Annotated in this window: 15 protein-coding genes and 1 pseudogene; 1 reads left to right on the forward strand and 15 read right to left on the reverse strand. The window is 68.8% G+C overall.

Annotation, left to right across the window (positions count from 1 at the left end):
• From HY726_10850 to HY726_10900, 11 genes are all read right to left on the reverse strand, one after another.
• Positions 1-211: protease modulator HflK (locus HY726_10850; GenBank protein ID MBI4609495.1), on the reverse strand; the 211-nt coding region annotated here is incomplete at its 3' end.
• Between the two features lie 44 nt (positions 212-255).
• A complete protein-coding gene (locus HY726_10855; protein MBI4609496.1) occupies positions 256-789 on the reverse strand; it encodes a YIP1 family protein in 534 nt (177 codons plus the stop codon).
• A 111-nt stretch (positions 790-900) separates the two neighbouring features.
• Positions 901-1176, reverse strand: coding sequence for a hypothetical protein (locus HY726_10860; protein MBI4609497.1), 276 nt, complete (start codon positions 1174-1176; stop codon positions 901-903).
• Positions 1177-1581: 405 nt separating this feature from the next.
• On the reverse strand, positions 1582-1719 hold the full coding sequence (locus tag HY726_10865) for a hypothetical protein (GenBank protein ID MBI4609498.1): 138 nt from the start codon (positions 1717-1719) through the stop codon (positions 1582-1584).
• Between the two features lie 102 nt (positions 1720-1821).
• Complete coding sequence (locus HY726_10870; GenBank protein ID MBI4609499.1) at positions 1822-2226, reverse strand: cobalamin B12-binding domain-containing protein; 405 nt, start codon at positions 2224-2226, stop codon at positions 1822-1824.
• Positions 2227-2239: 13 nt separating this feature from the next.
• Positions 2240-2701: a ClbS/DfsB family four-helix bundle protein gene (locus tag HY726_10875; protein ID MBI4609500.1), complete on the reverse strand. Its 462-nt coding sequence runs from the start codon at positions 2699-2701 to the stop codon at positions 2240-2242.
• Positions 2702-2764: 63 nt separating this feature from the next.
• Positions 2765-4450 (reverse strand): methylmalonyl-CoA mutase family protein, encoded by a 1686-nt coding sequence (locus tag HY726_10880; protein MBI4609501.1) that lies wholly within the window; start codon positions 4448-4450, stop codon positions 2765-2767.
• Entirely contained in the window at positions 4443-4931 is a 489-nt protein-coding gene (locus tag HY726_10885) for a GNAT family N-acetyltransferase (GenBank protein MBI4609502.1), read from the reverse strand. The genes HY726_10880 and HY726_10885 overlap by 8 nt, the downstream gene beginning before the upstream one ends.
• Positions 4924-6351, reverse strand: a complete 1428-nt coding sequence (locus HY726_10890; GenBank protein MBI4609503.1) for a phenylacetate--CoA ligase family protein — start codon at positions 6349-6351, stop codon at positions 4924-4926. The genes HY726_10885 and HY726_10890 overlap by 8 nt, the downstream gene beginning before the upstream one ends.
• Positions 6348-7184 (reverse strand): alpha/beta hydrolase, encoded by an 837-nt coding sequence (locus HY726_10895; GenBank protein MBI4609504.1) that lies wholly within the window; start codon positions 7182-7184, stop codon positions 6348-6350. Before HY726_10895 ends, HY726_10890 begins: the two co-directional genes overlap by 4 nt.
• Positions 7185-7257: 73 nt before the next feature.
• Positions 7258-8187 carry a M28 family peptidase gene (locus HY726_10900; GenBank protein ID MBI4609505.1) on the reverse strand — a complete coding sequence of 310 codons (930 nt, stop codon included), beginning with the start codon at positions 8185-8187 and terminating at the stop codon, positions 7258-7260.
• A 303-nt stretch (positions 8188-8490) separates the two neighbouring features.
• Here HY726_10900 and HY726_10905 point away from each other — a divergent pair.
• Positions 8491-9223: pseudogene (locus tag HY726_10905) on the forward strand (endonuclease V).
• A gap of 26 nt (positions 9224-9249) precedes the next feature.
• Here HY726_10905 and HY726_10910 read toward each other — a convergent pair.
• The 4 genes from HY726_10910 to ligA are packed head-to-tail and all read right to left on the reverse strand — an operon-like array spanning position 9250 to position 13614.
• Positions 9250-9945: an RraA family protein gene (locus HY726_10910; protein ID MBI4609506.1), complete on the reverse strand. Its 696-nt coding sequence runs from the start codon at positions 9943-9945 to the stop codon at positions 9250-9252.
• 11 nt (positions 9946-9956) lie between these two features.
• A complete protein-coding gene (locus HY726_10915; GenBank protein ID MBI4609507.1) occupies positions 9957-10607 on the reverse strand; it encodes a tetratricopeptide repeat protein in 651 nt (216 codons plus the stop codon).
• Positions 10604-11596, reverse strand: coding sequence for a galactose oxidase (locus HY726_10920; GenBank protein MBI4609508.1), 993 nt, complete (start codon positions 11594-11596; stop codon positions 10604-10606). Before HY726_10920 ends, HY726_10915 begins: the two co-directional genes overlap by 4 nt.
• Positions 11597-11604: 8 nt before the next feature.
• A complete protein-coding gene (gene ligA / locus HY726_10925) occupies positions 11605-13614 on the reverse strand; it encodes an NAD-dependent DNA ligase LigA (GenBank protein MBI4609509.1) in 2010 nt (669 codons plus the stop codon).
• Between the last annotated feature and the right edge of the window lie 261 nt (positions 13615-13875).

Consider the following 13875-nt stretch of genomic DNA (forward strand, 5'->3'; position numbering starts at 1 on the left):
CCTTCCCGAACTGCCTGACCACGCCCTGCTCGCCGGGGCCGACGATGTAGAAGCCTGACCCCAGCCAGATGGCGAGGATGACGATGACCACGGCGAGGATGTGCTTCCGTGAAAATTGAGGGAGCCGTGGGAGGCGCGAGCCGAGATCCTCCCAATCGCCGGCGCCCCGGGCCCAGCGTCCCATCTGTCCTCTCTCGTCGTTGAAGGCCATGGAGGATCCTCCCTTCTGTTCAGGTCATGTTGTGAGGCCGCTTTTCATGCCGGCCCGGCGAGGGCTCGAACCAGAACGAGGGCGATACCGACGAGGATCATCTGGACGACCCAGCCGACCGCGCAGACCCCGACGGCCCGCAAGGTGCTCCGGTAATCGAGCGCCTGCCGCACCGCGATGACTGTCGCGATCAGGCCCCAGATTCCAGCCCCGAGGAACGCGAGCTCCCTGAGGCCGGGGATCACCCCGAGGACGCGGATCAGTCCCGGGGAGGTGGCAAACCCGATCGTGCGCAGCAGCTCTCCGTGGCTCGCCCGGGTCTGGGGCTCGGGGAGGAACCGGGTGCCGATCCAGTAGGTCAGGTACGCCCAGACTACCCAGCCGACGAGCGCCAACCCGGTCCCGATCACGATGCCGCCGAGCTGCCATCGGCCGGCCCCGAGGCCCGCGGCGACGCTCGAGAGCGCCACTACCGCCATGGCCTGGCGCGTGGCGCCCGCGTCAGCCTCCACCTCCTCGTAGAGATGAACGTCGAGTTTCGCCGCTCGGACGATCCGCTGGGCGAAGCTCGACGACATTCGACCGCGTGCGGAAATCGGAGTGCTCATGGGTTGTCCCTCCCGGGAGCGGCGAGCGGCCGCTCGAAGGCGTCGAGCCACGGCGGCGCCCGCCGTGGCGTGCCCGGCCCTCTACGTTTTCTTCGCGATGACCAGTTTTGGGCCTTCGGGCATCTCGCGGCAGTCGATCGTTACGCTTTCGAGGTGGGCTGAGAGCTCCTCGTCGATGAGCAGCACTTTGACCCCCTCGTGCTCGACCACGTGGTCGCCTTCCTTCTCCGCGTCCGGGACGAGCCCGAACTGGCCTGGGGCGCTCGCCACCAGCCGCAGGCTCATTCCTGGCTCGTCCACACTATCCGCTAACACGGCCCGCAGCTCCTCCTTTGCTCGTTCGGTCACGATCAGCATGGCTTGCCTCCTTCGGCGTCCTGCAGGTCCCGAAGCGTTGCAACCCCTGTACCAGTGAGCGATCATCGCGCGAGGCAGAAAGCTCAAAGACGGTAGGAAATTAGCCAGAGGGGCGGCGAAGTTCGGGCGCGGGCGCGGCGCCAGGCGGCGACAGGATGTCGCCGACCCGACAGGATGACGCCGCGGGCTGGATCCGGAATGTATTCTTGCGACTGGCCGCTCAGATACTGGCTGCGAGCGTCCGCCGATGTCTTCCACCAGCCACTCCGCCTCGCGCTTGTTAGTGGTTGGCCGGCGGCCAGATGTTCCGGCAGCGGGTCTCGGTCACGCGGAGGGCCATCACCAGCGCTGCCACGGCGATGGCCGCGCACACGCCGAAGGCGGCTTGATACACCCCCGCCGGGTCTAGCGCGGACCGAGCGTGTCCGCCCGGCTCCCCGCGGGGAGCCCCATCACTGCGAAAACGAACGGGTAGATCGCGGCCAGGTGTCCGAGCGACGCCGCCGGAATCGCGAAGGCCTGCATCAGGTCGTGGGCGACCACGGCAGGGGCGACGCGGTGGAAGTACGAGAAGAAGTAGATGGCGGCGGGTACTACGAGGATCAGCCAGCGAAGGGTCCGAGCACGCCCCGGCGCGGGCCGGGCTCAGGTATCGGCGGCGAATCGCTCGCGGAGCCAGGTGACGATCTCCTCCGTCGACGAATCCACGCCCCAGAGCTCCGCAACGCCCATGGCCTTGAGCTCCCGCATCTCCCTGGGGAGCATGGTGCCGCCACCGATCACGCTGATGTGGTCGGCCCCTTGCTGGTGGAGCAGCTCCAGAATCCGCGGGAAGACGAGCATGTGGGTGCCGGAGAGGATCGAGAGGCCGATGACGTTCACGTCCTCCTGGATCGCCGTCGCCACGATCTGCTCGGGGGTCTGGTGGAGGCCGGTGTAGATGACCTCGAAGCCCGCGTCGCGGAGCGCCCGCGCCACGACCTTGGCACCGCGGTCGTGCCCGTCCAGCCCCGGCTTGGCGACCAGGACCCGGACCTTACGCTGTCCCACCGCCACCCTCTCCCTAGATTCCCTTGTCCTGGCGCCAGGCGCGGATCTGGTCGCCGTGCTCCTTATAGTGGTGCGCGCTGTTCAGATCCACGATCCGATGGGCGGTCTTGCCGGGGACAAACCGCTCCTCAGGGACCTTGGCCGCCTGGGCCATGAAGGAGTCGTGCGAGGCATCCAGCTCCCCGAGCAGCTCGGATCCCGTCGCGTTTTTCTTGGCTGCGGCGAACCTGGCGTTCCAGGAATCCACGTCGTTGTAGTTCGTCCCCTCGGAAAAGGGCTTCTCGCCGCGCGCGAGCCGCTCGAGCCCGGGCCCCATCTCGCGGTGCCAGCCCGAGATGTGGGCCAGGATGTCCTTGATGCTCCAGCTTCCGAGCCAGACCTCGGCGAGCTGGCGCTCGTCGAGGCCCCCGAGCGCCGCCTTGAAGGCCCTGAACTCGTCCTGCGCCTGACTGAGCAACGCGTTTTTCGGTGACATGGCTCTCCCCCATGCTCTTCATGCTTCTCTCTCCGTCGCGGAGAGGGAGTTCAAAGTGACGGGTCAAAACACGATCGGCTCCCGGTACGTCGCGAAGACCTCTTTGAGCGCGTTGACGATCTCGCCCTCCGAGGCGTAGGCCTTCACGCACTCGATCGTGACCGGCATCAGGTTCGCGTCGGTCCGCGCCACCTCCTGGAGCTCCTTCAGGAGCTTCTGCACCCGCGCGCTGTCGCGCTCGCGCTTGACGCGCGCGAGCCGCTCCTTCTGGATCTGCTCGGTCCGCGGGTCCAGGACGTGGAGGGGGATCTCGGGCTCCTCGGGCTCGGGCTCCCGGAATTTGTTGACACCGACGACGATCTCCTCCCCGCGCTCCTTGGCCCGCTGGTAGGCGTAGGCCGCATCGGCGATCTCCTGCTGGAAGAAGTTCCTCTCGAGCGCGGCGACGGTGCCACCCATCGCGTCAATCCGGTTGAGGTACGCCCGGATCTCGCGCTCGGTCTGCTCGGTCAGGGCCTCCACCAGGTAGGAGCCGCCGAGGGGGTCGACGGAGTTCGCGACCCCCGTCTCCTCAAGGAGGATCTGCTGGGTGCGGAGGGCGAGCTTCATCGCCTCCTCCGAGGGGATGGCGAGGGCCTCGTCCATCCCGTTGGTGTGGAGCGACTGGCACCCGCCGAGCACCGCGGCGAGGGCCTGGTAGGCCGTTCGCACGACGTTGTTCATCGGCTGGACGGCGGTGAGAGAGGAGCCGGCGGTCTGGCAGTGGAAGCGGAGGCGCATGGACTCGGGGCGCCTGGCGCCGAAGCGCTCCTTCATGATCCGGGCCCAGCAACGGCGTGCGGCCCTGAACTTGGCGATCTCCTCGAAGAAGTCGGAGTGGGAGATGAAGTAGAAGCTGAGGCGCGGCGCGAAGGCGTCCACGTCGAGCCCGGTCCGCCGCACCTCCTCGACGTAGGCGATGCCGGCGGCGAGGGTGAACGCGGCCTCCTGCACCGCGGTGGCCCCGGCCTCCCGGATGTGGTAGCCGGAGATGTTGACCGGGTTGTAGTGGGGGAGGTGCTGGACCGAGTAGATGATCGAGTCGCGCACGATCCGGATCGACGGCTTGACCGGATAGATCCACTCCTTCTGGGCCGTGAACTCCTTGATGGTGTCGTTCTGGACCGTGCCCGAGAGCTTCGCCTTGGGAATTCCCCGTTTTTCCGCCAGCGCCACATACATGGCCAGGAGGATCCAGGCCGTCGGGTTGATGGTCATCGAGACGCTGATGGAGCCCAGGTCGATGCCGTCGAAGAGCTCCTCCATGTCGGCGAGCGTGTCCGCCGCGACGCCCTCGCGGCCGACCTCGCCGAAGGCCCGCGGGTCGTCGGAGTCGTAGCCCATCAGCGTGGGCATGTCGAAGTCCACGCTGAGGCCCGTCTGGCCCTGAGCGATCAGGTACTTGAAGCGCGCGTTGGTGTCCTGGGCCGTCCCGAAGCCCGCGATCTGACGCATGGTCCACGGCTGAGCCCGGTACATGGTCGGGTAGGGGCCGCGGGTAAAGGGGAACTGACCGGGAAAGCCGAGGTCATTCGCGTAGTCCGTCCCCTCGACGTCTACCGGCGTGTAGAGCCGCTTCAGCTCGCGGCCCGAGAGCGTGGTGAAGGAGTCCTGGCGCTCGGGCCTGCGGGCCTGAAACGCGCTGAGCTCCCCAGCCTCCCACGTCTTCTGTTCGTGCCTGATTGCGTCGAGCTTCTTTGGATCAAGCATGAGTCGCCCCGTCGCTGTCCCCCAGAATCGAGACTCCGTCGTGCCCGTGCTCGATGCGCCCGGGAAGGCGCTTGTAGAAGAGCAGCTCGCGGTAGCCCTGGGGGAGGTTGTCGATGTAGCCGCTGGCGGTGAAGCCGAGCGCGCTGTGCATCCGGATGGAAGCCGCGTTGGTCTCATCGGTGGAAGAGAAGAGCCGGGGACCCGGGCTCCGCTCCTCGACGGCGCGGAAGAGCGCTCGCGCGATCCCCTCCCGGCGCCGGTCGGGCGTGACGACGGCCACCGAGACGAACGTGCAGTTGAACCAGTCGGTACGGTAGGTGAGAAAGCCGACCACGCGTCCGTCGTCGCGGGCCACGAGGAGCTGCCGGCGGTCGAGCGCGGCCTGGATCAGCCCCTGGCCCCGGCGGGAATCGATCAGCTCGGCCGCGAGGCTGAGGCAGCTGCCGATGTCGTCGGGCCCGCCGTGCCGGATCTCAAGCATCCTTCTTTCCCTCGCGTAGCTCGCGGAACAGGTTGCGGTTATCCACCACCCGGCGCGCCTTGAACTCGGTTCGGGGGAGGGCGTCGGGTGGCATGAGCTGGACTTTGGGCCAGAGGCCGATGGCCGCCCGGAGCCGCTCGGCCATCTCCTTCCTCAGCGCCTCGAGCACTTCCGGGTTTCGCTCGGCCCGCGCCGCGATGTCCCGCGTGTACTCGGCCTGGACCACCAGCTCGTCCATGATCTCCTCGCGCGAGATGATGATCCTGAACTCCTCGCCGAAGCCGCGGGTCGCGCGTAGCACGTCCTCGATGGCGCTCGGGTACACGTTCTCCCCGCGCACGATGAACATGTCGTCCACCCGCCCGTAGATCCCCCCGGGGAGCCGCGGGTACGTCCGGCCGCACTCGCACGGCGTATCGGTCCAGCGCGCGAGGTCGCCCGACCAGAAGCGGATCATGGGCTGCGAGGTCCGCTCCAGGTGGTTGTAGATGAGCACCCCCTCGCCGCCGAACGGCACCGGCTCCTTCGTGTCAGGGTGGAGCAGCTCCGCGTAGACGATGTCCTGCCAGAGGTGCATGCCGGCCCTGAAGACGCACTCGCCGTTGGTCATCCACGGGGTCATCTCGGCGGTGGAGCCCGTGTCCACGCAGATCCCGCCGTAGGCTTCCTCGATCCGCTGCTTCGTCGACGGGATCGAGCCGCCGGGCTCGCCCGAGAAGAAGAGGATCTTGATCCCGAACTCCTTCGGATCGATCCCCTCCTGACGGGCCTTCTCCGCGACGTAGAGGCCGTAGGACGGCGTTCCATAGAAGGCGGTGGGCTTGATGTCCCTGAGCCAGCGGAGAGCCTGGAGGGTCTGACCCGGCACGCCCGCGCCGAAGGGGAAGGCGACGCAGCCGAGGCGCTCGGCCCCGGCCAGGGCGCCCCAGCCGCCCAGGTAGAGGGAGAAGAACGAGCCGAAGAAGACCGTGTCGCCGGGGCGGAGGCCGAAGCCCCACATCACCCGCGCGTGGGCGTTGGCGATCCTGCGCCAGTCGTCGCGCCCGATGGCGAACGCCGTGGGCTTCCCGGTGGTGCCCGAGGTGCCGTGGATGTGGAAGACCTCACGGGGCTCGATGCAGAGGTAGGAACCGAAGGGCGGGTGCGCCGCCTGGTCCTCCCTGAGCTCCTGCTTGGTCAGAACCGGTACCTTCCTGAAGTCCTGCAGGCTCTTGATGTCGCCGGGGTCGAGCCCCACCGCCTCCCACTTCCTTCGATAGAACGGCCCGCGCTCCCACGCCCAGCGCATCACGGCTTGGATCTTCCGGAGGATCTCCGCGTCGCGAGACTCGGGATCCTGGCACTCGCGATCCTTGAACCAGCAGGGGGAGCTGGGCTCCGGCCAGTAGCCTTCGTGGTAGCTCGGCGGCCAGGTCGTCATCGCGCTTTGAGGAACGCACGGAGGGCGTTCTTGACCTTCGGGTTCTTTCCCAGGAGCACGGTGTAGTGGTTCGTGCCCGGGACTACGACGAGCGTCGACTTCCGGATGGCGTGGGCCATGGCCTCGGCCTCCTCCTGGGTCATCAGGCAGTCGGTCGCCGTCAGGAGGCCGTCGGGGGCGCGGAAGATCAGCGTCGGGCACTTCACCTGGTGGTGGTAGACCCAGAGTCGCTCACGCGCGAGATTCGCCAGCTCCTCCTCGATGGCGTGCCTGGCCACCTTCGAGCGGACCGCCCCCGAGCTGAGCGTCTCCACGTCGTAGCGGAAGTAGCGCTCCAGGTAGTCGTTCCAGCGGCCGGCCAGCATCGGGAGGCTCTGCATCAGCTGGAGAAACGCGTCCATCGACGGGAACTCGATGCCGAGCCGGTTGATGGCGGGAGCCAGGGAATCCAGGATCTCGGCGCGGACGTCGATCCCGCCGTCCACCAGCACCAGCTTCGACACCCGCTGGGGGAAGCGGGCGGCGAAGCAAACGCCGATGTGGGCTCCGAGCGAGTGCCCCATGATGATCGCTTTCTTCACGCCGAAGTGGTCGAGCAGACCGACCAGGTCCTGGCAGTGGATCTGCAGGCTGTAGCCCTTTTCCGGCTTGTCGCTCTCCCCCCGGCCCCTGAGGTCGTAGGCGATGAGCCGGTAGTCAGGCGACAGGATGTCGGCGATGCTCGCCCAGCAGGCGTGGTTGGCGGTGAGGCCGTGGATGCAGACGGCGGCGGCGCCTTTGCCCGGCCAGTCTTGGACCGCGAGGGAGACTCCGTTCACCTTGACGCGGGGCATCGCGAACCTCCTCGTTGAGCCAGAGTCACTTTAACCTACAAGGGCCGGGTCTGCTTTTCAACCACCGTCGCGCTCAGGGTGAGTCGGCGAGGCGGCGAACGGCGCCGATGATCCCGTGCGCGGCCCGGGCGAACTCTTCCTGGCTGATCCTCCCGGGAAGATCGCCAGGCGAGTGGTACTCCGGATAGCGGTAGAGGGCGGTGTCGGTCAGCATCACTGCCGGATACCCTTCCTTCCAGAACGACCAGTGGTCAGACCAGTCCACGCCCGGAATCCACGGAAACGTCGCGACGCCCTCCACGGGGAAGTCGGTCGCCGCCATCAGGTGACGGAGGAACTCGACCACGAGCGGTCGTGAGGCCAGGTTCCCCACCACGGCGAGGAAGTCGGCCCGATCCGGATAGAAGGCTCCGAAGGGAAACGGATACCGCTGGCTTCCCGCGCCGTGGGCGTAGTACCCGAGGGTTTCCAGCGAGACCATGGCTACGATCTTCTCGTGTCGCCGCCGCGCATTCAGCGCGTGGAGCCGGCTTCCCATCTGCTCGGAGTGGAAGAACGGCGGTTCCTCGTTGACGAAGGCGACGACGCGAACGGTGCGGAGGGGACGCGCGGCCTTCAGGGCCGCTGACAGCTCGAGGAGCACTGCCACCCCGGTCGCGTTGTCGTTGGCGCCGGCGGTTCCGATCAGGGAATCGTAGTGGGCCCCGACGAGCACGATCTCGTGCGGCCGGCCGGCCCCCGGCTGCTCAACGATCAGGTTCACGCACCGCTGCCCGGCCACCTCGAACGGCTCCTCCGCCACGGGAAACCCCTGCGCCGTCCAGCTCTGCCGGATATACTCTGCGGCCGCGCGGAGACCCTGGGGGCGGAAGAGGTTCCGCTCCCCGATCTCGCCCGCGAGGACCGTCACGTGCTTGATCAGCCGGTTTCCGAGGTCGTCGATCTGCCGGCGGGCGGCTTCGTCGAGCACGGGCCGGGGCTCCTTGGGCTTCACGTCAACCATGACGACGTAGGCGACGGCCGACAGGATCCCGACGACCGCGAGGATCCCGAGGCCCCCGATGGCCAGCAGCGCATCCATGCGCGTTGGTCCCTTCCACGGCAGTGACGCCCCGGGCGACCGGCGAGCGGCCCGGTAAAGGCGGAGCGCCAGGAACGAAAGGAGATATCTGACGAGGAACCACGCCGCGAGAACGAGAACCGCGATGGCGACGGTGAGGGCGACCGCGACTCCGGCCCGGTTCATACGCCTCCCGCGCGTCCCCGCCCGCTCGCCGGCAGGATTTTACCGTACAATGCTCTCGCGATGGCCGTCCAGCGGGGCAATGCCTGGCCGCGAACCGTTGCCGAAGCGCGCGAGCTTCAGGAGCGGCTTCGGTCGCGGGTGCGGCTGACGGGTGGCCCGCGGCGAGTCAGACTGGTTGCCGGAGCTGACCTCGCGTACAGTCGCGACGGCCGTTGGGCGTGGGCCGCGGTGGCGCTGCTGACCTTGCCCGACGGCCGCCTGGTGGAGTCTGCCACAGCGGCCGGGCCACCACCGTTCCCCTACGTGCCCGGTTACCTCTCGTTCCGCGAGGGGCCGTTGCTCGTCGCCGCGTTCCGGCGCCTGCGCGGGCGCCCCGATCTCTGCCTCTTCGACGGTCAGGGGCTCGCGCATCCGCGGCGCTTCGGCCTGGCCTGCCACCTGGGAGTGCTCCTCGACCTCCCGAGCGTGGGCTGCGCGAAATCGCTCCTGGTGGGAGAGTACCGCGACCCGGGATCCCAGCGCGGGGCCTGGAGCCCGCTCCGCGTGGACGGCCAGCGGGTCGGCGCGGTGCTCAGGACGCGGGCGGGGGTGAAGCCGATCTTCGTCTCCCGGGCATCGAATCGGCGTGCGAGCGGCGATCCACTGGGTGCTCGGCTGCTCGCGTTTCCGCGTCCCCGAGCCGGTCCGGCTGGCCGAGCAGATCGTCAACCGGCTCAAGCGGGAGGCGACCTTCGAGCCGAGGGCCGTCGGCCATGCCGTGAGGCACGCCCGGCACGAGGCGAGGCCCGAATAGATCTGAATAGATCTTCTGACGTCGGCTCAGTAGGTGCCCGGGCGGATCTCGCGGTACACCGCCTTCAGCTTCTCGACGCTGAAGTCCGGCGCCTGGCAGGTCTGGATGATCCTGCGCTCCGCTGCTTCGACCTTGGTGACCGCCTCGGCAATCTGGCCGGCGATCGGGTGCGGGATCGAGACGACGCCGTGCTGGTCGCAGTGGAGGAGGTCGCCCGGCGTCACCCAGAGCCCGCCCACCTTGACCGGGAGCCCGAAGTCCACCATGTGGACCCAGGCGTGGGAGACCGAGACGTGGGCCGCCGCGAACTGAAAGCCGATCGCCCTCACCTCGTCCAGATCGCGCACGGATCCGTCGGTCACCACTCCCGCGCAGCCCAGGGCTTTGTGGATGTTGGCCTGAACCTCGCCCCACTGGGCGCCCTGGCCACGCGGGTCGTCGAGGTCGTGGACGACCACGACGCGCGGCGCCGGGATCGACACGATGTAGTCCCACCAGCCGAAGACGCTCGCCCGGTGCCCCTCCTGGGGCTCTGGCTCCGCCCGGATCACCGCGGTCACCGCGTACCCCACGAGCGGGCCGAGCTCGGGGAACAGCGCCCGGATCTCCGAAGCCATGAAGCCTTCGCTCCGCGACCTGAGCTTGAAGGTCTCGATGGCGTTCGCCACGCTCGGGCTCGAAATCTTCCGCAGCGCATCCAGCTCGTGCTCGGTCAGGGGCATGCAGGGCCTCCTTAGATGGTGTCCCGGCGCTGCTGGATCAGGAGCCGCTTCAGCTCGGACACCGCGGCTTCGACCTGGGTGAGGTTGGGATTCACGGCGAGCGCCCGCTGGAAATAGTCGAGGGCCTGCGCGAGCTTGCCGAGCCGGAGGTAGTTCATCCCGAAGCCCGAGAGCGCGCCGAAGTGGGCCGGGTTTCGCTTGATGACCTCTTCGCAGTCAGCCAGCGACTTCTCCCACTCCCCGACCAGGTAGTAGAGCGTGGCCCGCTTGTTCCACCCTTCGGCGAAGTCGGGCTTTTTCTGGATGATCAGCGTGAAGGTCTTGATGGCCCCCTCCGCTTCCCGCTGGTCCATCTGCTCGAGGCCGAGCTGGAAGAGGTTGTCCACCTCGGCGTCGCCCGAGCGGCTCCAGACCTTCCAGAGCGAGTGCTCGGCCAGGACGCGGACCGTTTCGTCCGGGTCACGGAGGGCCTCAACCAGGCGCGGGACGTCGGCCATCACACCCGTGTCGCCGAGCCAGGCCGCGCCCTGCCGCCGCGCCTCCACGTCGGCGCGGCTGTGGAGCGCCGCGAGGGCCTGCTCGCGGGTGAGGCGCTGGGGTTGGGCAGCGGCGGCAGCCGCGAGGGCGCAGAGCAGGGGGAGCGCGACAGCGATGCGCCTCATGGCTCGAACGCCTCGAGCGCGCTGGAGCGGCCCGGGCCGGGGCGTGTGCCACCGCCGGGGACGTAGATGCGGTTCCCCACCGCGGCGGCTCCGATCCCGTGTCGGGGCGTCGGCATGGCGGCCTTGGCGGTCCAGCGTCCGGCGGCCGGGTCGTACATCTCCGTCGCGCTGATGATCCGGAACGGCAGCTCACCACCGACGACGAAGAGCCGGCCGTCGAGCGCCGCGGCGGCCAGGCCGCCCCGGGCCAGGGGGAGCGGCGCGCCGCTCCGCCAGCTGTCCGTGGCCGGATCGTAGATCTCTACGACGGCGTGCTTCCTCCCGAAGAACGACTCGCGGCCGCCCAGGGCGTAGAGCTTCCCGCCAAGCGTCGCGGCCGCCAGGTGGTCCCGAGCGGTGGGCATGGCGGCGGCGTGGCTCCACCTGTCGGTCAGCGGGTCGTACACCTCGTGGGCGGTCAGCGTGACTCCGGCTGCGGCGCCGCCCAGGGTGTGGATCTTCCCGTTGAGCGCTGCGGCAGCGAGAGCGCCGCGCGCCCTCGGCATCGAGAGTCTCTGCCGCCAGGCATTCGTGGTCGGGTCGTACTCGAAGACGGCCGCCTGGGGCGTCCAGGAGAACCGCCCGGTGTAGCCGCCGATGAGATACACCTTCCCGTGGACGCCGACGGCGGCCGGGTGATGGACCCTGATGGGCAGCGGCGTCCGCGGCTCCCATCGGTTGGTGGCGGGGTCATAGGCCTCGACCGTGGCGGTGGGTTCGTACCCTTCCCCGAGTCCCCCGATCACGTAGACCCGGCCGCCCGCCTCGGCCACCGCGACCTCCTGCCGTGCCGACGGCATGGGGGCAAGGATGGTCCAGGTTCCCGGAGCCTCGTCCGGGGGTGCCGTCGAGGGTGTCGTGACGGCGACGCAACCGGAGAGCCCGACGCCGAGCACGAGCCCGAGGGGAACGGCGCTTCCCGTCGGTTGATTGCGCCCGGCCTTCCCCATGCGCCGTCTCACCGGCCGACCAGCTTCAGGAACTCGGCCTCCGACAGCACGGGAACGCCCAGCCGCGTCGCGTCTTGGGCCTTCGAGCCGGGCTCGGTTCCCACGACCACGTAGTCGGTCTTCTTGGAGACGGAGCCGGTGACGCGGCCGCCGAGCTTCCCGATCAGGTCCGTCGCCTCGTCGCGCGTCATAGACGCGAGGTTCCCCGTGAGAACGAACGACCTGCCGGCTAGCGGCTTCGCCCCCTCGCCTGCGCCTTCCTCCGCCATCGCCACGCCGGATTCCCTGAGCCGCTCGACGGTCTTCCGGTTCTGGGGTTCGGCGAAGAACTCGGCGACAGAGCGGGCGATCTGGGGGCCGATGCCGTAGATCTCGCCGATCTCGTGCGCGCTCGCTTCGAGGACCGGCTCCATGCTCCCGAACCGGTCGGCCAGGAGCCGGGCCACACGCTCGCCCACCATCCTGATCCCCAGCGCGTTCAGGAGACGCGCCAGCCCCCGGCCCTTGGAGGCCTGGATCGCCGTCACGAGGTTCTGGGCCGACTTCTCGGCCAGCCGCTCCAGCTCGGCGAGCTGCTCCACGGTCAGGTGGTAAAGGTCGGCGAAGTCGCGGACGAGCCCCCGATCCACGAGCTGGTTCACGACGGCCTCGCCCAGATGCTCGATGTCCATGGCCCGCCGCGACCCGAAGTGCAGGAGCCGCTCCTTGAGCTGGGCCGGGCACGCAGCGTTGGTGCAGCGCCAGATGGCCTCGCCCTCGGGACGGTGCGCCCGCGCGTGGCAGACCGGGCAGCGGGTTGGGAAGACGAACGGCCTGGTCTCCGGCGGCCGCTTCCCGGGGATCACCTGGATCACGTAGGGGATCACGTCACCGGCGCGCTCGATCAACACGGTGTCCCCGACCCGGATGTCCTTCTTCTTGATCTCGTCCTCGTTGTGGAGGCTCGCGCGGCTCACCGTCACCCCCGCCAGCTCCACCGGCTCGAGGATGGCCGTCGGGGTGAGGGCCCCGGTCTTCCCGACGTGGATCTTGATGTCCAGGACCCGGGTGGTGGCCTGGCGGGCGGCGAACTTGTACGCGATCGCCCAGCGGGGGTGGTGAGCCGTCGCGCCCAGGCGTCGCTGCTGCTCCAGCGAGTCGACCTTCACGACCACGCCGTCGGCGTCGTAGCCGAGCGCGTCGCGCTCGGTTTCGAGGGCCTGGCAGCGGGTGATCACAGCGTCGATGTCCGCGCAGCTCGTGGACCGCGGGTTGACCTTGAACCCGCTCGCCTTGAGCGCCTCCAACGTCTCCCAGTGCGTCGTGAAGCGGGCCGGGTCAGCGTGGCTCACGTGGTAGCAGAAGATGTCGAGCGGGCGCCGGCCGGTTATCGCCGGATCCTTCTGGCGGACCGAGCCCGCGGAGGCGTTTCGGGGGTTGGCGAACGTCGGTTCGCCCGCCGCTTCCAGCTCGGCGTTGAGCGTGTCGAAGGCCCGGCGGGGGATGAAGACCTCGCCCCGCACCTCGAGCTGGCGACACCGGGCGAGCGGGCCGTGGAGCCGCATCGGGATCGAGCGGATCGTCTTGAGATTCTGGGTGATGTCCTCGCCCAGGCGCCCGTCGCCGCGCGTGGCACCCCGCACGAAGCGCCCGTCTTCGTAGACCAGCGCCACGCCCAGGCCGTCCACCTTCGGCTCGCAGACGTACTCGAAGTCGGCCCCGGCCAGCATCCGCCTGAGTCGGGCCTCGAACTCGCGCAGCTCGGCCGTGTCCATGGCGTTGTCCAGCGACAGCATGGCCACCTTGTGCTCCACGGCGGCGAAGGCTTCGACGGGCCGGCCGGCGACCCGCTGGGTAGGGCTGTCGGGCGTGATCAGGTCGGGGTGCTCGGCCTCGAGGTCCTTGAGCTCCTTGAAGAGCCGATCGTATTCCGCGTCGGAGATCTCGGGACGGTTCAGGACGTAGTAGAGGTAGTCGTGGCCGTGGATGAGTTGCCGGAGCTCTTCGATACGTCGGGCGGCATCAGCCTTGCGCGTCATGGAGGGTGAGGGAAAGAATACCACAGCTTCCCTCTCGGCGGGAACGGCGGGACACCGAGCGGCCGGCAGAGCCGCGCGGGTTCGGAGCGTCTCGGAGTAATGCCCTTCGAGCGCGCACCCGCTTCGCGGGTACCCGGCCCGCGCAATCAACTCGGGCCTCGCCTCGTGGCTCTTACTTACTCGGGTCTCGCCTCGCCGCTGGCGCAGGCGATGAAGCTGCCTGCGCCGAAGCGCCTCGGCTCGAACTGCCACGCCTGCGGC

The organism is Candidatus Rokuibacteriota bacterium (genome assembly GCA_016209385.1).
GTDB lineage: Bacteria > Methylomirabilota > Methylomirabilia > Rokubacteriales > CSP1-6 > JACQWB01.